Below are 20,748 nucleotides of genomic sequence, written 5' to 3'. Positions count from 1 at the left end.
ATGGCATTGGACGTGGATCAAGAAATACTACAAGATTTCTTAATTGAAGCAGCAGAAATTTTAGAGTTGCTATCAGAAGAGTTAGTTGAACTGGAAAACGATCCAGAAAACGCTGACCTACTAAACTCTATATTTCGTGGTTTTCACACCGTAAAAGGTGGCGCTGGATTTTTAGCATTGACTAATTTAGTTGATGCTTGTCATGGTGCTGAAAACGTGTTTGATATTTTGAGAACAGGCAAGAGAAGTGTAACACCAGAATTGATGGATGTTATCCTGCAAGCTCTTGATACCGTCAATGAGATGTTCGAACAGGTAAAAGCTGGAGATCAGCCAGAACCTGCAGCTCCCGAATTGCTAAACGCTCTACATCATTATTGCTCACCAGAAGGTGAGGCCCCAGCAGCACCAGCTGACGTAGCTCAAGAAGATAGTGCGGCAGACGATGACTTTTTTGACATCGATTCAGTAACTGACACTTCGCCAACAGATAACTCAGTGGAAGAATTCACGGAAGACGAGTTTGAAGCTTTATTAGATGAGTTACATGGTCAGCCTGCTGATAAACCAGAGCCAGCAGCAAAATCTATGTTTGATAGTGGTGATGACATCAGTGATGATGAATTCGAATCACTTTTAGACGAGCTGCATGGTAAAGGTTCATTTAAAACAGAAGAAGCTTCTGAAAAGAAAGCGCCGGCTGAACCCAAAGCCGGTAGTCAATTTTCAAGCGGTGATGAAATTACCGATGATGAATTTGAATCTTTGCTTGATGATATTCATGGTAAAGGCGGCGGCCCTACAGTAAAAGCGCCTGTTGCTAAATCGGAACCAGCTAAGGCTGAACCACCGAAAAAGCCAGAGCCGCCGAAGGCAGCTGCGCCTAAAGCGCCCGCTCCAGCAGCAAAGCCAGCCGCTGCGAAGGCTCCTACTCCGCCAGCTAAAGCTCCTGCTAAGCCTGCTGAGAAAAAAGCATCTGCAGCACCAGCGGAAACAACGGTTCGTGTAGATACTAAGCGCCTTGATGAAATCATGAATATGGTTGGCGAATTAGTACTAGTCAGAAACAGATTAGTTAGCCTTGGCGTTAACTTTGGTTCTGATGAAGCTATGACTAAAGCCATTGGCAACTTGGATGTCGTTACCGGCGATCTGCAAGGCGCGGTAATGAAAACGCGAATGCAGCCAATCAAAAAGGTATTTGGACGATTCCCACGAGTTGTTCGAGACCTAGCAAGAACGTTAAATAAAGAAATAACACTAGAATTAGTGGGTGAAGAAACCGACTTAGATAAAAATCTAGTGGAAGCCCTAGCTGATCCATTGGTGCATTTAGTAAGAAACTCAGTTGATCATGGTATAGAAATGCCAGACGATCGTGAAGCATCAGGTAAAGCAAGAATGGGTATGGTCAGGCTATCAGCATCCCAAGAAGGTGATCATATTCTACTTACTATCGAAGATGATGGTAAAGGTATGGACCCTGAGAAACTGAAAGAGATTGCGATTAATAAAGGTGTATTAGATCCTGACGCAGCTCAACGTCTTTCAGATAAAGAAGCATACAGTTTAATTTTTGCACCTGGTTTTTCTACAAAAGAAGAAATTTCGGATATATCCGGCCGTGGCGTAGGGATGGACGTAGTTAAAACTAAGATCACCCAGCTTAATGGCTCAGTAGAGATTAACTCGGAACTAGGTAAAGGAACGACGTTAGAGATTAAAGTACCACTAACGTTAGCTATACTTCCAACGTTGATGGTGGTCGTAGGTGAGCTTATATTTGCATTGCCTCTATCTACAGTTAATGAAATTATTCATTTAGATTTAACAAAAACTAATATAGTTGATGGTCAACAAACTGTTATTGTCAGAAACAAAGCAATTCCATTGTTCTATCTAGAGGATTGGCTAATTAAATCTTCTAAAAATGGTGAAAACCGAAGCCAGAACAAAGGGCATGTAGTTGTTATACAGATTGGTGTTCAGCAGGTGGGTTTTGTAGTTGACTCGCTAATAGGGCAGGAAGAGGTTGTTATCAAACCGCTTGACGCAATGTTACAAGGTACGCCAGGAATGGCAGGTGCAACAATAACTTCAGATGGTGGCATTGCACTGATCTTTGACGTACCTAACTTGCTTAAGCACTATGCGAAACGCTCAAACCTAAGGTTTAAATAATAAAATAATAATGACCATAAAAGTTCTTGTAGTAGATGACTCGGCGTTTTTCAGACGCCGAGTAACTGAAATTCTAAACGCCCATACGGAACTGGAAGTTATAGGAGATGCATCAAACGGAAAGGATGCGATTTCCCAAACCGCACTTTTAAAGCCTGATGTAGTCACAATGGATATAGAGATGCCAGTAATGGATGGCATTACTGCTGTTGCTCAGATTATGGCGTCTACACCAACTCCAATTATAATGTTCTCCTCATTAACGCACGATGGTGCAAAAGCGACACTTAATGCTCTAGAAGCCGGTGCATTAGACTTTTTGCCAAAACGATTTGAAGATATAGCTAAGAATAAAACAGAGGGTATTCAATTACTCCAAGACAGAGTTTTACAACTTGGTAAAAAGAAGTCTGCGAGAAGAACACCTCGAGAAGTCCCTGTTCCTCGAGCCACAACAATTGAATCCAGTAGAACGTTACGAAAAAGCCCGTCAGAACAAAGAGCTGAAACAGCATCTTCGTTATCTAGAATTCAAAGTAGAACTAGGCAGACTGCTCCAGCACCAGCGGTTTCAAGTATACCTACTCGTAGAACGTCTTTTCGGGCGTCAGGCAAAGAATATAAATTGTTGGCAATTGGTACTTCTACGGGAGGGCCAGTCGCTTTACAAACAGTATTATCGAAAATACCGGCTAATTTCCCTTTACCAATTGTTATTGTGCAACATATGCCAGCAGCTTTTACTCCTGCCTTCGCTGCGCGTTTAGACTCACAGTGCAATATCTCAGTCTCAGAAGCCAAAACGGGTGACATTTTGAGGGCCGGCCATGCTTATTTGGCGCCGGGCGGCAAACAAATGTTGTTAGAAGGACGTGCCGGTAAGGCAAATCTTGTAATCAGAGACGATGATTCAGAACGCCTGACGTACAAACCAAGCGTGGATTTATCCTTCGGCAGCGCAGCAAAAACCTATGGTGGAGAGGTTTTAGGCATAATTTTAACTGGAATGGGTGCAGATGGGCGCGAAGGTTGCAGGATGTTGAAGCAACGAGGCGCAACTATTTGGGCCCAAGATGAAGAAACCAGTGTTGTTTATGGCATGCCGCAAGCAGTAACCGTAGCCGGAATTGCGGAGCAAAATTTTGCATTAGACAAAATTGGTTCTGCAATTTTAAAGGAGATTTCCGGTGGATAGGTTAGCAATATCAGGCGTAGTTTTAGCATTGGTTGCGGTAATAGGTGGCTATGCAATTGAAGGGGGCGGAATATCGGCCCTTTTTCATTTTCCTGCATTCATAATTGTCATAGGAGGGTCGTTTGGAGCGGTAATGTTACAAACACCGTCAACTTATTTTGTGCAAGGTTTAAAAATGTTTGGCAATGTTTGGCATAAAAAGCCCCTGGACTTTAAGTATGCTCAGCATATGATTGCTCACTGGGCAGATGTATCTCGTCAAAAAGGCTTTTTGGCACTTGAAGATGGCATTAATGAAAATGACGACCCTTTTGTTAGAAAAGGGTTAGGACTGCTGGTAGATGGTGTAGAGAGTGATGTACTTAGAACGTCTTTAGAGTTAGATATAGAACTAGATAGTGATAGGCAGTATCGTTCAGCAAGAATATACGACGCACTAGGCGGTTATAGCCCAACTATCGGAATCATAGGTGCTGTACTTGGTCTTATTCAAGCGATGGCAAATATCGACGACCCATCAGCACTCGGACATGGCATCGCAACGGCATTTGTCGCAACTATATATGGTGTTGGTGGTGCAAATTTATTTTTCATTCCAGTGGCTCAAAAATTGCAATCTCAAATCGACAATGAAGTTTTATATCGAGAAATGATTGTGGAAGGGCTTTTGTGTGCTGCCAATGGTGAAAACCCTAATAGTATTGAGCGCAAGTTAGAAGCTTATTCACGCGTCGCAGTTTGAGGACGGGGAAATGGCCAGAATTAGTAAGCGCTTAAGAGCGAGGCAGCAAGACAACCTTGATCGTTGGTTAGTCTCGTATGCAGATTACATGACACTAATGTTTGCATTATTTGTTGTGCTTTATGCTTTATCTATCGTCAAAGAAAAGTCTTTCGATACACTCTCCCAATCTTTAGGACAAATATTTCACATAACAGGCGACAAGGGAAAAGGCACAGCTGGTGACGGCATTTTGACAAATCAAATAGCCCAGCAAGACGTCTTTGATGGTAATTCTTTAAACCCTGAAAAAGGCCCTGAACTTGTTGACCAAGACTTGTTGATAAATGAGTCCGAGAATAAAAAGCTAGGCAACCCACTTCAAGCGTTAAAACAAGATTTACAAACCGCATTAATTGACGTTGCCGATACGGGTGACGCAAAGCTTAAAGTGAATGATGATTGGTTAACAATTGAATTATCAAGTGGTGTTTTATTCGCATCGGGTAGCGCTTCTGCGAACCCACAAGCACTCCCTATAATTCAAGAAGTGGCTAATTCGCTAGCTCAAGTTAACAACTATGTTGAGGTTAGAGGCTTTACTGACGATCTGCCCATTAACAATGAGATATTTTCTTCAAACTGGGAGCTATCTGCAGCTCGAGCCGCAGTCATAACAAATCTTTTAGAGCAATTTGGCATAGTGAAAGACAGATTAAGTATTAAGGCTAACGGGCCAAATGACCCTATTGCAAGTAATGAAACTGCAGAAGGGCGTGCTAGAAACAGAAGAGTTGTAATTGCGCTTTCTAAATATTCCTATTTACAACCGCGGCCTGAAGAACCAAACAAAGAACAGCTGCAGCAAAATATCGCAGATAAGTTTCCAAATGAGACCGCAGACGGTAATGAATTGCGTGTAATTCAGCTTCCTGGGGGTGGAATCAGAATCACCACTCGACAAGAGGCGGAGAATGAGCAAAAATCAGATAACGATGGAAATGAATAGGTTGTAGGATGAAAGTTTGGACGGTTGCCAACCAAAAGGGCGGAGTGGGTAAAACAACAACAGTAATTACCTTAGGAGCTATTTTGGCTCAACAAGGCAAAAAAGTGTTGATGATTGATACCGATCCACATGCGTCATTGACCTACTACTTTGGTCTTGATTCAGAGCAGCTGGAGTTCGGTGTCTACGACGTTTTTACTCGTTCAGAGAGTATGGACCAATCTTATTGGGATAAGTGTACTTGGCAATCCCCCGTTGAAAATTTAGATATCTTACCAGCGACTATGGCCATGGCGACTTTGGATGGCGTTTTAAGTAAAAAGTCGGGCATGGGATTAATTATCAAAAAGGCTTTAGATAAGTTTGCATCTCATTACGATCACATTTTAATTGATTGCCCTCCTATTTTAGGTGTGTTGATGGTAAACGCCCTCGCGGCTTGTAATAAGGTACTAATTCCGGTACAAACAGAGTGTATGGCCTTAAAAGGCTTAGAACGGATGTATCGAACAATGGAGTTGATACAAGCATCGCAGTCGAAAGAGTATGATGTGTGTATTATTCCAACCATGTATGACAAAAGAACGAAAGCATCTAAAGTTGCATACAAAGAACTTAATCATATGTATGCTAATAAAGTTTGGCAGGGAGTTATCCCTATTGATACTAATTTTAGGACTGCAAGTATGGAACGGACACCATTACCTATCTACAACAAAAATTCTCGCGGCGTTTTCGCCTATCAAGAACTATTAAAACAATTAGAGAATAGCTGAGTATATGTTTGCCAGTGAAAATGTGATGAAGGATTACTTAGATCAGTTGTTAACTGATGAAAGTGAAAATCTGGAGCATAATAATAAAGAATCGTCAGAAACGATCGAACAATCAAAAAATGTTCAAAACTCCTCTGCAGATAGCCTCGCAGAATCTAAATACAGTGCTAAAATTAAACAAGATTTTAGTAATGTTGAAGATTTGCCTGAGAAAAATAAACTAAAACTAAAACCTATTGAACGCGCAATTGTTGCCGATAAGACTTTGCCAGTAAAAGAACCTGAGCCAGAAGTTAATTCTTTAGAACAACTTTTACTAGCAGTAAGTATACAGCAGCAAGAAGCCGCAGAAGCATTGGCGTTAAAAGAAGAACAAGCAGTAGCAGTAGAACCAATAGTTGAAGAAAAGGTTTCCGCAGTCACTGAAACCTCAACTGAAACAACAACGGTTCCTGAAACGGTTACAGACTTAGAAACGTATACCGAGGCTGAAGTTGAAACTAACGTTCAGGTTGAAGCTGAAGAAAAACTAGAAACTACTGTTGCTACAAAATCGATAGATAAAATTGAAGAGCCATTTCAAGCACTATTTTTTGAGGTGGCAGGTCTATCATTAGCGGTACCGTTGCACGAGTTAGGTGGTATTCACAACTTAGAAGATGTGACCAGTTTGTTTGGAAAGCCGGATTGGTTTTTAGGTGTAATGGTCAATCGCGAGAAAAAAATTAATGTAGTTGAGTCGGCCAAATGGGTAATGCCAGAAAAATACGACTCACTTCAAACCAAACCTGATTATAAATATTTAATCATGTTGGGTGAAAGTAACTGGGGTTTAGCCGCGGAAAAATTGGTTACAACAGAGTATATAAAGCCAGATGATGTTAAATGGCGCTCTCAACCAGGAAAAAGACCTTGGTTACTAGGAACGATAAAAGAAAAAATGTGTGCTTTATTGCATGTCGATGATTTAGTTGCCATGCTTAATAAAGGCATTAATGCACGTCAAGAATAAAGTTATTCAATTTAGGAGTTGCTCACATGAGTGAAGAAAGAGCCCCAGTTAGTAAACTAACAGATGGCAACGACGAAGTGTTGCAGTGGGTTACATTTCGTTTAGAAGACGAAACTTATGGTATTAACGTAATGCAAGTTCAAGAAGTATTGCGCTATACAGAAATAGCTCCTGTACCAGGTGCCCCAGAATACGTTTTAGGCATCATAAATCTTCGTGGTAACGTTGTAACGGTAATTGATACCCGAGCTAGGTTTGGTTTGTCTAATGGCGAAGTAAGTGATAATTCAAGAATTGTTATTATTGAGTCAGACAAGCAAGTAATCGGTATTCTAGTTGATAGCGTTGCAGAAGTTGTTTACCTAAAAACATCAGAAATTGATAGCGCACCAAATGTAGGTACAGATGAAAGTGCTAAGTTTATCCAAGGTGTAAGTAATCGCAGTGGCGAGCTTCTTATCTTGGTAGACTTGAATAAGTTAATGACAGATGAAGAGTGGGATGAAATCTCAGACATCTAGCAGTTTTAGTAGAGAGTAGTAATGATGGTGTGGATAGGAGTATTATCTGGGGTACTAGTATGTTGTGTAATTGCAATACTGGTTCTTTTTTCACGCCATCGTCAACAATCCGCAAGTCATACAAAAGAATTTCAACAATTAAACAGTGTTTTTAGCTTGCAAGGTGAGTCTCTTAAGCAAATCAAACAAAAGCTCGATAGCACGCAGCTACTGCATTCAAAGTCCGAACAACACAAAGAATACCTACAACAACTTATTTCTCAGTTACAAACAAATCAACAGCAACAATTAGATGTGATTACAGAGCTGAGCAACAAAATATTGATGTTGGAGCAAAATCACGAACCTAACCCACTCTATACTCGCGCTAAAAAGATGATTGAGTTAGGTGCGGAATTAGAAGAAGTCATTCAAGAGTGTGAAATATCACGCGCTGAAGCTGAATTACTGATAGCGATGCAGAAACAAACAAAAACTGCTTAACGATTCGTTTTAGTAAAGTAGTACCTTTTACCCAACCTACAAATCTCTAAATCCCCAAACGTCCGAAGCTCCAAATATCAAGATCCCTCAATATCTAAATCTCCATTTAGTTACTGTTATAAAAGAACTTTTTATCAGTGGCACGATTAATGCTTTTATTGGTTAAGTAATTTTAATCGTCGAGCAATTGACGGAGGCAAAAATGGATAAGCTCCTATATGTATCCATGTCGGGTGCAAAGCAAAACCTGATTGGTGTTTCTATGAACGCCAACAATTTAGCCAATGCTAAAACGGCAGGCTTTCGTGCTGACTTTGAACAACAACGTTCAATGCAAGCCTTTGGAGACGGTCTTCCTACTCGAGTTTTTGCTATGGAAGAAAGACCGGGTTCAAAGATGCATCACGGTCCCATAGCAACTACGGGTAGAGACTTAGATATTGCTATATCGGGTCGAGGTTGGCTAGCCGTTCAAGATCAGAACGGAGAAGAAGCCTATACCCGTGAAGGTAATCTACAAATCACCCGTGACGGATTATTGACGACCGCTAAAGGTACACCGATCTTAGGTGAAGGCGGCCCCATAGTTTTGCCTGTGCCTGTCGAAAAAGTTGAGATAGGACCTGATGGCAGCGTTACTGTGCGCCCTCAAGGAGCTCCGGCAAACTTCTTAGAAGTTGTTGACCGATTAAAAGTAATAGAACCACCAAATGACAATGATTTAACGAAAGGTTTAGATGGTTTATTTCGTTCAAAAGACGCCGTTCTGTCAAATGAGCTCTGCGGTTTTTGCGAAGCCTCGCCAAATATCAGGATTGTTAGTGGTGCCTTAGAAATGAGTAATGTTAACCCTGTAGAAGAAATGGTGTCGATGATTTCACATCAACGTCAATATGAAATGCAGGTGAAAATGATGAAGACGGCAGAAGATATAGATAGAACTGAAGATTCATTATTACGAGTTGTTTAATTAGAATTAATTGAGGAGGCGGCTATGCATCCCGCACTTTGGATAAGTAAAACCGGCTTAGATGCCCAACAAACAGATATCGCAGTTATCTCGAATAACCTAGCGAATGCCAGTACCGTTGGCTTCAAAAAAAGCAGAGCGGTATTTGAAGATTTGTTATACCAAAACATTAATCAACCAGGTGGTCGTTCATCTCAGGATACCGAATTACCGAATGGTTTAATGTTAGGCGCAGGTACTAAAGTTGTAGCAACGCAAAAGAACTTCTCTCAAGGTAACATGTCGACAACAGACAATAGCCTAGATTTTATGATTCAAGGCGATGGCTTTTTTGAAATTCAACGTCCAGATGGAACATTGGCCTATACACGTAATGGTCAATTTTCGTTAGACGAAAATGGTCGGATTGTTACTTCAGGTGCTGGTTTTGCGCTGCAACCTGAAATGAACGTGCCTGCAGAGGCGAAGTCCATAACCATTTCACAGCAAGGTGAAGTAACGGTTCAAATTCCGGGGCAGGGAGCCGGCGTTGCAATCGGACAGCTCACTATCAGTGACTTCATTAATCCGGCTGGTTTAGAGCCAATTGGTCAAAACCTATTTACAGAAACTGGTGTAAGCGGAGCTCCTGTTCAGGGTAACCCAGGAATCAATGGTCTAGGAATTGTTGTTCAGGGCGCTCTTGAAACGTCTAACGTTAATGTAACTGAAGAACTTGTAAACATGATTGAAAGTCAGCGTGTTTATGAAATGAACTCAAAAGTAATTTCGTCTGTTGATCAGATGCTTAGCTTTATTACGCAGCAATTATAACTGGTAGATGTTTGGAGTCAGATTATGAACATATCGAATTCGCTAAATCAAATAAATCAATCTACAAAGGATGTTTTAAGAGTTTTGTCTCTTGTTGGTGGTATTGGCTTGTTAAGTGGTTGTGCAGTGAATCACGATGTGGTGGAGGAAGATCCATTTTTTGCTCCCATCATGCCAGAAATACCTTCTGAAGAAGTAGTTGCGACAGGGAGCCTATACCATAGTGGTTGGTCAAATGGGCTTTATTCAGACACTAAAGCTAGACGAGTTGGTGACATTATCACCGTCATGTTGATGGAAAATACGCAGGCTTCAAAGACGGCAAAAACAGAAACTAAAAAAGAGACCGATGCTAGTTTGTCGCCACTTGTAGGTCTAAACGGATTAGCGCCGACTATTGGTGGTAATACCTTGGAAATGGGCATTGAGTCAGATAGTACGTTTAAAGGTGATGCAAAGTCGGACCAAAGTAACAGCTTGAATGGTCAAATTACGGTTCATGTTTTGAGAGTCTTACCAAACGGTAATTTAATAATTAGAGGTGAAAAGTGGTTAACGCTAAACACTGGGCAAGAGTTTATTAGACTAACCGGTATTGTTAGATCAGAAGATGTTTCATCAGATAACACAGTTGAATCTACTCGCGTGGCGAATGCTCGCATATCTTATAGCGGCAAAGGCTCTTTGGCAGAAGCTCAAGAAACGGGTTGGTTATCTCAGTTTTTCATGAGTTCGATGTGGCCATTTTAGGAGTTACATATGAAAATTTTATTAGCAGTTTTAATCTGCACTAGCCTCATTTTTAGTTCAAGCGTTAATGCTGTTCGTATTAAAGATGTGTCTACTGTACAAGGCATTCGCTCAAACCAATTGGTTGGATATGGCTTAGTAGTTGGTTTGCCGGGTACCGGAGAGCAAACAACATTTACCGAGCAAAGTTTTAAAGCAATGCTTGGCAACTTTGGCATTCAACTTCCAGCGAGTTTAAAGCCAAAAATTAAAAACGTAGCGGCCGTTGCAGTCCATGCTGAATTGCCTGCGTTTTCAAAGCCAGGTCAGAACATCGATATTACCGTTTCCTCAATAGGTAGTGCAGGCAGCCTTAGAGGTGGCACGCTTATTCAAACATTTTTGAAAGGTGCAGACGGTAACATTTATGCCGTAGCGCAAGGATCACTTGTAGTAGGTGGTTTAGGTGTTGAAGGTCTTGATGGTTCTCAAGTTGTTATCAATACACCAACCGTTGGGCGAATTCCTAATGGCGCTACAGTTGAACGTTCAGTACCAACGCCTTTTGGAAATGGTGACCATATTACCTTCAACTTAAATGAACCAGATTTCACGTCGGCAAAACGTTTAGCAGATACGATCAACAACCTAGTAGGTCCAAACACGGCAAAGCCAATGGATTCAGTATCAGTGCGTGTTATTGCGCCAAGAGATATTTCACAACGTGTTGCCTACTTATCAGCAATTGAAAACTTAGAGTTTCAGCCAGCGAGTACAAGTGCCAAAATTATTGTCAACTCTAGAACTGGCACTATCGTTATAGGTAAAGATGTTCGTTTAAAACCTGCGGCAATTACGCACGGTAGCCTAACGGTAACCATCGCTGAGAATCAGCAAGTTGATCAACCTAATCCATTGGCCAATGGCCAAACAGTTGTAACAAATCAAACAATAATAGATGTCGCAAGAGATGATACTCGAGCGTTTGTTTTTGACCCTGGTGCGAATCTTGATGATTTAGTACGCGCCATAAACCAAGTGGGCGCAGCGCCTGGCGATTTAATGGCTATATTAGAGGCATTAAAGCAAGCTGGAGCGATTGATGGTCAATTGGTTGTGATTTAACTTTTAATTTAATATATAGAAGGAATAACACGATGGCATTTTCACAAGTATTGCTAAGTGACGTAACTGCAAATAAAGAAACAAACCAGGCTATCCTGGAGATGTTAGATATTAACGAGGCGCATGATCTTCAATACCACGTGTATGAAGTTGCGTTTGGCGATAAGCAAATATTTTGTTGTTTATCAGGTGGAGTAATTGAAAACAATGAGATTCAATTTACGCCTGTTGGATTAGCAGCATTTGAAGCGTTAACGAATATCAAAGAAATGCCAGAAGCTGAGTATTTCGCTGACTTTATTAACACTGAAAAAAATATTGCTGAGCAAATTGAAACCGTATTTGCACGTGTTCCAAATGGTGCAAAAGTATGTTTTGTAGGTGATATAACTGGTGAGTTGAAAGAGGAATTATCTAAGTTCTTCACAATGATTCACTAGGAGTTCATATGCCAGTCGCCCAATGATGAGTCGAATCAGTACATCGGCTCATCGGGCAATTGCTCACTCGAGTAAAAGCCAATCTAGTAAAAGCCAGCCTAGAAAAAGTCAGTCAAGTAAAAGCCAATTTAGTCCAAATCAAACCTCCCAACAATCAGTAACATCACATCTAAAACTCAATAACTCTTTTATTCATGTATTAAAGCTCTTGGCACAAGACTTGAAATACACTCAATATTATTAATTTAATAGCTGAGTTGACGCATAAAAGTGTCAAAAAAACGACAATGAATAATATTGGAAACTCGAGTAATGCGCTTGATCTGATTGGTCTTCAAGAGTTGAAGTCCAAATCTAAAATGGATCCTGGCAATAAAGAAGCGCTTCATAAAGCTGCTCAACATTTTGAGTCCATTTTCATTGGTATGATGCTTAAATCAATGCGTCAAGCGAATGCAGTATTCGAAGAGGGCAACCCAATGCACTCTAACACTACTAAATTTTTTCGAGACATGTATGACTCTCAGTTAGCTAATGATATGTCAGAACAAGGCAGTGTTGGTTTAGCAGACATCATAGTTAACCAGCTTAGTGGCGAGAACGATAAATACGTTAATGCAGGTGTATTGCGAAATGATAATCGATTTGATGAACTCGTCGGAAATATATCTAAAAGTCCAACATCGCCAAACCAAGCCTCAACATTTAGTTTACCAGGTGATGATCAACAAATTAAAGATCGACTGTTTGCAGGTGCTGAAAAAGCTTATAACGCAACGTCAAATGAACAAAACAAACCACTCGAAGTGAACAAGCAGCCTTCAATTAGCTTTAATTCACCAGAAGAGTTTGTTGACAGCATTTGGGATTATGCAAAACAAAATGCGTCAAAAATTGGTTTAAACCCAGCGGTCATGATTGCTCAGTCGGCATTGGAGACTGGTTGGGGGAAACACGTATTAAAAGACAAAGACGGTAACTCAAGTTTTAACCTATTTAACGTAAAAGCTCATAGAGATTGGGACGGAACAAAAACTGCGCAATCGACATTAGAATTTGAAAACGGCATAGCGGTCAAAAAAGTTGAACCATTCCGTGTCTACAACAATGTGAATGAATCATTTAATGACTTTGTTAGCTTCCTAAAAAGCAACGATAGATATGAGCCCGCATTAAAACAAACAAGCAATCCGGAACAGTTTTTGCAAGGTCTACAAGACGCTGGTTATGCCACAGATCCAAATTACGCAAATAAAATATTGGGCATATTAAACAGCGATAACTTTCAAGAAATGATTGGCAAATTTTCTGAATTAAGCGATGGCGAATAGAGGAAATAAATAATGGCTGGCGGAATTTTAGGTACAGGTGTTTCTGGTTTATCAGCAGCTCAGCATGGGCTTGATACGACAGGTCACAATATTGCCAACGTCAACACTGAAGGTTTCAGTCGTCAAAGAGTTGAAACTCAATCTACGGTTGGCTTGGCTTTTAGAAGTACTTTTTTAGGCAACGGTACACAACTCGCAGGTATCACTCGTACGTTTAATGATTTTAATTATCAGGAAGTTATTTTTAACGCTAGCCAATACAATTCAAACAATACCAAATATGTTAATGCGTCACGTATGGACAACCTATTAGCGGATCCTGAGACTGGCATTACAACCTCATTCGAGGAAATGTTTGATGGCATCAATGGTGTAACAGAAGAGCCAACAATCATATCGGCCCGAAACGTAGTAATTGCAAGAGCAGAAACAGTAGCGCAACGTTTTAATACATTGTACGAAGAAATCTCAGGGCAGCACCTTGGTGCCGTAAACGAAGAAATAACAACAACAATAGAAGAGATAAACTCTATTGCTGCGGAAATTGCCAATCTTAATGGCAAAATTCAAGTAGAAAACGCGGTGAGTGGTAGTGGTTTTCCACCCAATGATTTACTAGATAAAAGAGACCTATTGCTTAAGAACTTAAGTGAAATGGTTCAAGTTGACACGATTAAACGTAACGACGGAACAATTAATGTCACTATAGGCAAAGGGATTACATTAGTTACAAACTCTTTTGCTTTGCCGCTATCGGTGGAGCGAAATGAATTTGATTCGAGCAAGCTTGAAATCGGTGTCGCTACTCGAGCCGATACAGTAAATAAAACTTATATTACGGACCAGTTATCAGGTGGCTCCCTAACTGGGCTGTTTGATGCTCGTGATAATTTAATTTTACCGACACTAAATGAACTCGGTAAGTTAGCAATTGGACTTGCTGACAGTTTTAATCGCCAACAAACATTGGGTCGCGATTTAAACGGCGACCAGGGTCAATATTTATTTAGTGACATAAATGAGCCTCAGGAAGTATTAAGCCGAACGTTAAACTCTCAATACAATGTAGGCGAAACCAAATTTGAAACTTACATTCGTAATACTAACGAACTATCCGGCGAAGATTATCGTTTAGATTATGACGGAACCAATATCGAAATGACTGATATGGATGGTAACGTCATAACTCAATTCACACCGGCTGATATTGCCACAATGGCAGGTGGTACTGCTATTGCTGTGGAAGGTACAGGTATTGCTTTAGCTATTGATACTAATAACTTAACAGCTGGCGACAGCTTTATGATCAGGCCAACACTTACTGGCTCTAGAGCAATAGAACGAGTGTTAGAAGACCCTGAAAAGCTGGCCGCAGCCGATAATGCGTTAGACATTTCAGCCACCAACAACCCAAATAATATCGAACTTAATTTATACGAACTCACTGCCGCATCAGCGCCTGCAGCTCCACTGCCTGCGCCGTTACCGGATAACTCAATTTCTATTGAGATTGATGCTGGTGCAGCTAACTATGTGGTTCGTGACTCGGGCGGTACCGTCATCAGTGGACCGAATGCAATCCCTGCCGATCAAATCATAGACGATCCAGTTGCTGGATTCCGTTTTGAATTGAAAGGGGTTTTAGCGGGTAGTGAAGTATTTGATATCGTTCACGCTGATAACCCAGGCTTTGATGAAACCAAAAAATTTGGTCCTGGCGATAACACCAATATGTTGGAAATGTTGAATTTTCAATCTCAACGTAACCTAGATAACGGCACCAATAGCTTGTCTGAAAGTTATGCAGACCTAGTAACCACTATTGGTGTAGAAACAAAGAGTAGAGAAATATCTACAGCTTCATTTGAAACATTGTTGGCAGGTTCCGAGCAGCGTTTAGCTGGTATTCAGGGCGTTAACCTAGATGAAGAAGCTGCAAATCTAATTCAATACCAACAAGCATACTCAGCCGCAGCAAGAATTATTACTGTTGCTCGAGACACTTTTGATACCTTATTACAGGCAGCAAGGTAGGTCATTATGAGAATCGCAACCAGTAACTATTTTGAAAGAAGCCTTACCAATATGCAGACTAGACAGTCTGCGTTAGACCGATCACAAATGGAGCTCTCCACGGGTAAAAAGATCATTACCCCTTCCGACGATCCGACGGGAGCAAATACGGCAATTCGTTTGAGAAAAGAATTAGACGTTTCAGATCGATATTTAACGGCTCAGAACTCGGCTGAACGATTTAACTTGTTAAGTGAAAACTCTGTAGCAAGTATGACGGATATAATTTTCCGTGCAGAAGAGCTGTTGCTTACATCGGTCAACGGTACGATGGATCAAAACAGTTTAAACGCCATTGCTGAAGAACTACAACAGCGTTTAGACCAGTTTGAAGGTTTAGCGAATACCACAAATGCGAATGGTGATTTTATATTCTCAGGTTTTCAAACGTCAACTCAGCCTTATCAAAAAGATGACTTTGGTTATAACATTTACAAAGGCGATGATGGGCAAAGAGACGTGTTGATCGCAGCAGGCTTTAAAGTTGAAGTTAATGACCCAGGCAGTATGTTTATTGACAATGTCCCTTCTTCGACGGCGAGCTTCGTACCAACTCCAAATCCTGCAAACCCATCAAATAGTGAAATATCAATGGGGTTTGTAACTAAAAAAGCGGAGTTTGAAAGCACATTAGCACCCGTTTACCCAGCACCATATACCGTTAACTTTGTAGCGGGTGCGGCGGCCGGAAATATTCGAGTTGAAGTTCGAGACAGTGGCGGCGTTGCTGTCCCTATAGAGCCAAATAAATCAGCGTTTCTAGACATAGCGCCTGGTGACAGTGTCGAATTTAATGGTATTGAGTTTAAGACTCAAACTAATCCAGCTCCTGCTGTAGGTGATTCGTTTCAATTTGATAGTTCACCAGATACAAGTATTCTTTGGACGCTGCAACAAGCGATTGATGCAATGTCGATGGTGAGCACAAGTTATAATGCTTCACGAGATGCAGCAAATGGCTCGGCAGCTGAACTTACTATAGGTAATATTGTTGATCCATCATCAGGCCATGTTTTTGATGACTATACCGTCAATATATTAGCGGGTGGCACTTTTGAAGTATTTGACAGTAAAGGGACGTTAGTTGCTGGTCCAGAAGATTATTTAACAAATAATAAGGTATCCTTTTTAGGAATTGAGTTTGATATATCAGGCACACCAGCTGCTGGTGATGTATTCCATGTAGATAGACCAGAAAGCCAAGCGAGGGTTGATCTTGTGGGTGGTTTACTAACCGAGTTAAAAGGTGGCTTAACAACAATCGACAATACTCGTTCTGAAATGGGTGCACGGTTAAACGCCATAGAAGTAGAAATTACTGCCCAGTATCGATACCAAGAAGTAACAAAAAGTACATTGGCATCAGTAGAAGAAATAGACATTTATGAAGCCATTAATAACTTGGAAAGTGACAAAGTTGGTTTACAAGCTTCGCAGCAAGCCTTTGCTAAAATCCAAAACTTATCCTTGTTTAATTACTTATAGGTATTAGTTGGAACTCAAATTATTCGCCTAGGCGGATCTAATCAGTCAAAAAAGCGGCAATTATGATCATTTATTATAATTGCCGCTTTTTTTTATCAAAATTTTGTCACCTTTGAATTTCATTATATGGGCGTAAATGTCTGTTTAAATAGCCTTGTACGTTTCCCAATGTGTATGCGGTTTGTTTTTAAACCTTTGTTTTTAGGGCTAAATGTTCATTTCTTGTTTGGTTTTTTATAGGTGTAGAAAAATTGGCATATAGAATGCAGTAGTCATTGTGAGAAAAGAACAGCAGGACAATGTCCTAGTTAAGTTCACAGGAGAAAACAATGGCTTTATTCGTAAATACTAACGTTGCTTCCATTAATGGACAACGTAACCTAATGGGTTCGACCAACAGCTTAGAAACATCTATGAATCGTTTGGCGTCGGGCTTAAGAATTAACAGTGCTCGCGACGATGCCGCGGGTTTACAAATTTCAAACCGATTAACATCGCAAATTAACGGCCTTAATGTTGCTATGCGAAATGCCAATGACGGTATTTCAATGGCGCAAACTGCTGAAGGTGCGATGCAAGAATCAACTAACATATTACAGCGTATGCGAGATCTGTCGATTCAGTCTGCAAACGCAACCAACTCAACGGTTGATCGTAAAGCATTGCAAGAAGAAGTTATTCAGCTTAAATCTGAATTAGACCGAATTGCAAATACCACAACCTTTGGTGGCCAAAAACTAATTGATGGCTCATTTGGTGTTCAGCAATTCCAAGTTGGCTCTCAGGCAAATGAAACGATTGCTATTTCAATTAACTCAGCTCAGGTTGATGACTTGGGTAGTGCTCGTTACAAGATGGGCGGGACAAACTTAGCTGGTTCGCCAGCAACCAACGTTGGTACGGCAGTCACAGGTATTGGTCACCCTCTTGCTGATGCTAATGGTGAAACACTAACTATTGGTGGTATTAATTCGTCTCAGGTTTCCATTAACCAAAATGACTCTGCAGCTGACATGGCGGCTAAAATTAGCTCAGTATTTAATACGACTGGTGTTAAAGCAGACGCTAAAACTGTAGCTAGAATGGAAAACTTTACCAATATGGCCGCTAATGATGGAATTAGCTTTGTTTTGGCAAATGGTGATCCTACTGATCCAACAGTAGGCCAGTCTATTGTTTCGTTTACAGCAAGCGGTGTTTTAGAGGACGACTTACAGACACTAGTAAATAAAGTTAATGAAAACTCAGCGGTCTCTGGTATTGGTGCAAAATACGACGCAGCTACAACTTCAATTGTATTAACGTCAGAAGATGGCAATAATATAGTTGTGCAAGACTTTACCGACAGTGGCACAGGTAACGCAACCTTTGACATGCAAGGTCGTGACTATGGTGATGGAAGTGACATAGGTGCTGCCGTAACAACAACCTCTGGCGCAGCAGATGACGTGACGGTAAAAGGTCAATTACAGCTTGATAGTACTGTTTTATTTAGTGTTTCTTCAGACACTGCTGGTGGTGGTGCCTCGGATTTAACCGGGCTTGCTGACACTATAACGGCACAAGCGAGTGAAGAAAATATTCAGTCTGTTGACATCACGACGTCAATTGGTGCGCAGAACGCGATTGCGATTATAGACGGCGCGTTAAGCAAAATTGATAGAAATAGAGCGACACTTGGTGCGGTTCAAAACCGACTGCAATCAACTATATCTAACTTAGCAAACATCGTAGAAAACTCTTCGGGTGCTCGTGCGCGCATAAGAGATACAGACTTTGCAACTGAAACAGCTGAGTTGACACGTAACCAGATCCTCCAGCAGGCTGGCACGTCAATATTGGCTCAGGCTAACCAGTTACCTCAAGCGGCGTTATCTCTTTTAGGGAATTAACACGACAGGTAACAAAAAAATTGTTTTCTCATTCTCTAATAGCCCCGAAAGGGGCTTTTTTTTCGAGTTTTTTCGAGCTTATCTGGTTCTAACCAACTATTTTCAGGCGGAAATTCTTTGCCTTTCAAAATATTCCACATAATGGCATCAAATTGCCGCAAACAATTATTCGCTTTAAATAACTGAATTGCTGATTATCCAATCGTGGCTTTCGAACTGACTTAATCCCCCATAAAACCGCACCTCCGAAGTAGTTTAACGAGGCTATTCAATAAAATAGATAAATTTAAAGCGTAATAATATGACTTTTAAATTTTTGGTATGGAACTTGAATACTTGTTTAAACAAAAAGCAATATTGATATTAAACAGTCTGAAAGGAGATTGTGATGGCATTAACAGTAAATACAAATGTGGCATCGCTTAATGGCCAGCGTAACCTTATGGGATCCTCCCAGGGTTTAGAAACTTCGATGCAACGACTTGCTTCTGGTTTGCGAATTAACAGTGCACGAGATGACGCCGCTGGTTTACAAATCTCAAACCGTTTGACGTCTCAAATTAATGGTTTAAATGTGGCCGTTCGAAATGCCAATGATGGTATTTCAATGGCGCAAACTGCGGAAGGCGCGCTACAAGAAAGCACAAACATTTTGCAAAGAATGCGAGACCTTTCTATTCAAGCGGCGAACGCAACAAATACAACGGTTGATCGTAAAGCACTGCAAGAAGAAGTGGTTCAGTTAAAGTCTGAACTAAACCGAATTGCAGATACGACAACGTTTGGTGGTCAAAGCCTATTAGATGGTTCATTTGGCAACCAACAATTTCAAGTTGGCGCAAACGCTAATGAAACTATTGGGTTGGCGGTTAATTCTGCACAAACTGATGATCTTGGTAGTGCAAGAAGTTACTTAAACGGCGGCACAATGGCAGTAGCTGAAGCTGGGGCAACGCTTGCCGCTGTTCAAGCTGATGCAGACTTCTTGTTGCCGACGCAAACGCTAACGATTGACGGTGTTAATCCAGCAAACGTGGCGTTGAGTCAAAATGATTCTGCAGCAGAAGTAGCTTCAAAGATATCAGCTGAATTTAACACAACAGGTGTTAAGGCAGATGCTCGTACGTTAGCTCGCTTGGAAGAAGCTGGCGATACTAACTTTGATGCAGGCGAAACGATTACCTTTGAATTAAGTAATGGTACTGGTTCAAAAGCTGAGATTATAAGCTTTACTGCAACAGGCTCATTAGCTGATGATTTGCAAACGTTGACCAACAAAATTAACGAAAAAGCATCGGTGACTGGTATAGGTGCTAAGTTTAACGCAGCAGAAACTGCCATCGACTTAACCTCTGAGGCTGGTGATGACATTGAAATCGCAGCATTTGGAGAGGGTGGTACGACTGCAAATGACCTAACGTTATCTGCAATTACAGAAACTGGCGCGGTTGTAGCCCCATCAGGACCAATAGCAGCAGCTACCCCAGCTGCAGTTGTGCGTGGCTTTGTACAACTGGATAGTACGCTACTGTTTAATGTGACATCTACAGAAGCATTGGCTGCTGACAGTGTTGTTAACGCGGCAACAGGTACTACAGTGCAAGCAACGGAAATATCTGTTGACTCTGTTGACCTAACAACGGCCGATAGTGCACAAAATGCAATTGCTGTAATTGATGGTGCGTTAGCGAAAATTGACCGTAACCGTTCAACATTAGGTGCCGTTCAGAACCGTTTGCAATCGACAATAAATAACTTGTCGTCAATTTCTGAGAATTCTTCAGCGGCTCGCTCTCGAATTCGAGATACAGACTTTGCAACGGAAACAGCGCAACTAACTAAAAACCAAATACTGCAACAAGCAGGTACTACGATTTTAGCTCAGGCGAATCAGGTTCCGCAGGCAGCTTTGAGTCTTTTAGGCGGTTAATTCGCTCAAATCTAAAAAGTAATCAAAAAAAATAAAGGACAGCCAAAGTGCTGTCCTTTCTA

Annotated in this window: 18 protein-coding genes; all 18 read left to right on the top strand. The window is 41.0% G+C overall.

All coding sequences use genetic code 11. From position 1 onward, the window contains the following. Nucleotides 1-2,181, top strand: coding sequence for a chemotaxis protein CheA (locus ABD009_RS03490; RefSeq protein ID WP_343822717.1), 2,181 nt, complete (start codon nucleotides 1-3; stop codon nucleotides 2,179-2,181). Between the two features lie 10 nt (nucleotides 2,182-2,191). Continuing rightward, nucleotides 2,192-3,376 (top strand): protein-glutamate methylesterase/protein-glutamine glutaminase, encoded by a 1,185-nt coding sequence (locus ABD009_RS03485; RefSeq protein ID WP_343822715.1) that lies wholly within the window; start codon nucleotides 2,192-2,194, stop codon nucleotides 3,374-3,376. Beyond that, nucleotides 3,369-4,118, top strand: coding sequence for a flagellar motor protein (locus ABD009_RS03480; RefSeq protein WP_343822712.1), 750 nt, complete (start codon nucleotides 3,369-3,371; stop codon nucleotides 4,116-4,118). The genes ABD009_RS03485 and ABD009_RS03480 overlap by 8 nt, the downstream gene beginning before the upstream one ends. Before the next feature lie 10 nt (nucleotides 4,119-4,128). After that, entirely contained in the window at nucleotides 4,129-5,106 is a 978-nt protein-coding gene (locus ABD009_RS03475; RefSeq protein WP_155695393.1) for an OmpA family protein, read from the top strand. 8 nt (nucleotides 5,107-5,114) lie between these two features. Continuing rightward, nucleotides 5,115-5,882 carry a ParA family protein gene (locus ABD009_RS03470; RefSeq protein ID WP_155695392.1) on the top strand — a complete coding sequence of 256 codons (768 nt, stop codon included), beginning with the start codon at nucleotides 5,115-5,117 and terminating at the stop codon, nucleotides 5,880-5,882. 4 nt (nucleotides 5,883-5,886) lie between these two features. Further along, the gene (locus tag ABD009_RS03465; RefSeq protein ID WP_343822708.1) at nucleotides 5,887-6,894 is read left to right on the top strand and encodes a chemotaxis protein CheW; all 1,008 of its coding nucleotides are present in this window, start codon (nucleotides 5,887-5,889) and stop codon (nucleotides 6,892-6,894) included. A gap of 26 nt (nucleotides 6,895-6,920) precedes the next feature. Further along, a complete protein-coding gene (locus ABD009_RS03460; protein ID WP_155695391.1) occupies nucleotides 6,921-7,415 on the top strand; it encodes a chemotaxis protein CheW in 495 nt (164 codons plus the stop codon). A gap of 21 nt (nucleotides 7,416-7,436) precedes the next feature. Next, a complete protein-coding gene (locus ABD009_RS03455; protein WP_343822705.1) occupies nucleotides 7,437-7,898 on the top strand; it encodes a DUF2802 domain-containing protein in 462 nt (153 codons plus the stop codon). Nucleotides 7,899-8,100: 202 nt separating this feature from the next. Next, nucleotides 8,101-8,868, top strand: a complete 768-nt coding sequence (flgF, locus tag ABD009_RS03450) for a flagellar basal-body rod protein FlgF (protein ID WP_155695389.1) — start codon at nucleotides 8,101-8,103, stop codon at nucleotides 8,866-8,868. A 24-nt stretch (nucleotides 8,869-8,892) separates the two neighbouring features. Next, nucleotides 8,893-9,681, top strand: a complete 789-nt coding sequence (gene flgG, locus ABD009_RS03445) for a flagellar basal-body rod protein FlgG (protein WP_155695388.1) — start codon at nucleotides 8,893-8,895, stop codon at nucleotides 9,679-9,681. 24 nt (nucleotides 9,682-9,705) lie between these two features. Further along, nucleotides 9,706-10,431: a flagellar basal body L-ring protein FlgH gene (gene flgH, locus ABD009_RS03440; protein WP_343822703.1), complete on the top strand. Its 726-nt coding sequence runs from the start codon at nucleotides 9,706-9,708 to the stop codon at nucleotides 10,429-10,431. Between the two features lie 9 nt (nucleotides 10,432-10,440). After that, nucleotides 10,441-11,535 (top strand): flagellar basal body P-ring protein FlgI, encoded by a 1,095-nt coding sequence (locus ABD009_RS03435; RefSeq protein ID WP_155695387.1) that lies wholly within the window; start codon nucleotides 10,441-10,443, stop codon nucleotides 11,533-11,535. Nucleotides 11,536-11,567: 32 nt separating this feature from the next. After that, nucleotides 11,568-11,975, top strand: a complete 408-nt coding sequence (locus ABD009_RS03430; RefSeq protein WP_155695386.1) for a hypothetical protein — start codon at nucleotides 11,568-11,570, stop codon at nucleotides 11,973-11,975. 287 nt (nucleotides 11,976-12,262) lie between these two features. Beyond that, nucleotides 12,263-13,306, top strand: a complete 1,044-nt coding sequence (gene flgJ / locus ABD009_RS03425; protein ID WP_343822699.1) for a flagellar assembly peptidoglycan hydrolase FlgJ — start codon at nucleotides 12,263-12,265, stop codon at nucleotides 13,304-13,306. Between the two features lie 12 nt (nucleotides 13,307-13,318). Further along, nucleotides 13,319-15,340, top strand: a complete 2,022-nt coding sequence (gene flgK, locus ABD009_RS03420; protein ID WP_343822697.1) for a flagellar hook-associated protein FlgK — start codon at nucleotides 13,319-13,321, stop codon at nucleotides 15,338-15,340. Between the two features lie 6 nt (nucleotides 15,341-15,346). Next, nucleotides 15,347-16,864: a flagellar hook-associated protein FlgL gene (gene flgL / locus ABD009_RS03415; RefSeq protein WP_343822695.1), complete on the top strand. Its 1,518-nt coding sequence runs from the start codon at nucleotides 15,347-15,349 to the stop codon at nucleotides 16,862-16,864. 329 nt (nucleotides 16,865-17,193) lie between these two features. Beyond that, on the top strand, nucleotides 17,194-18,756 hold the full coding sequence (locus ABD009_RS03410; RefSeq protein WP_343822693.1) for a flagellin: 1,563 nt from the start codon (nucleotides 17,194-17,196) through the stop codon (nucleotides 18,754-18,756). Nucleotides 18,757-19,144: 388 nt separating this feature from the next. Beyond that, entirely contained in the window at nucleotides 19,145-20,686 is a 1,542-nt protein-coding gene (locus tag ABD009_RS03405) for a flagellin (RefSeq protein WP_343822691.1), read from the top strand. Nucleotides 20,687-20,748 lie beyond the last annotated feature (62 nt).

Source organism: Psychrosphaera haliotis (genome assembly GCF_039523615.1).
In the GTDB taxonomy this organism is placed as follows: Bacteria; Pseudomonadota; Gammaproteobacteria; order Enterobacterales; family Alteromonadaceae; genus Psychrosphaera; species Psychrosphaera haliotis.
Note: the sequence above shows the minus strand (reverse complement) of the source record. Positions and strands in the feature narration are given on the sequence as shown.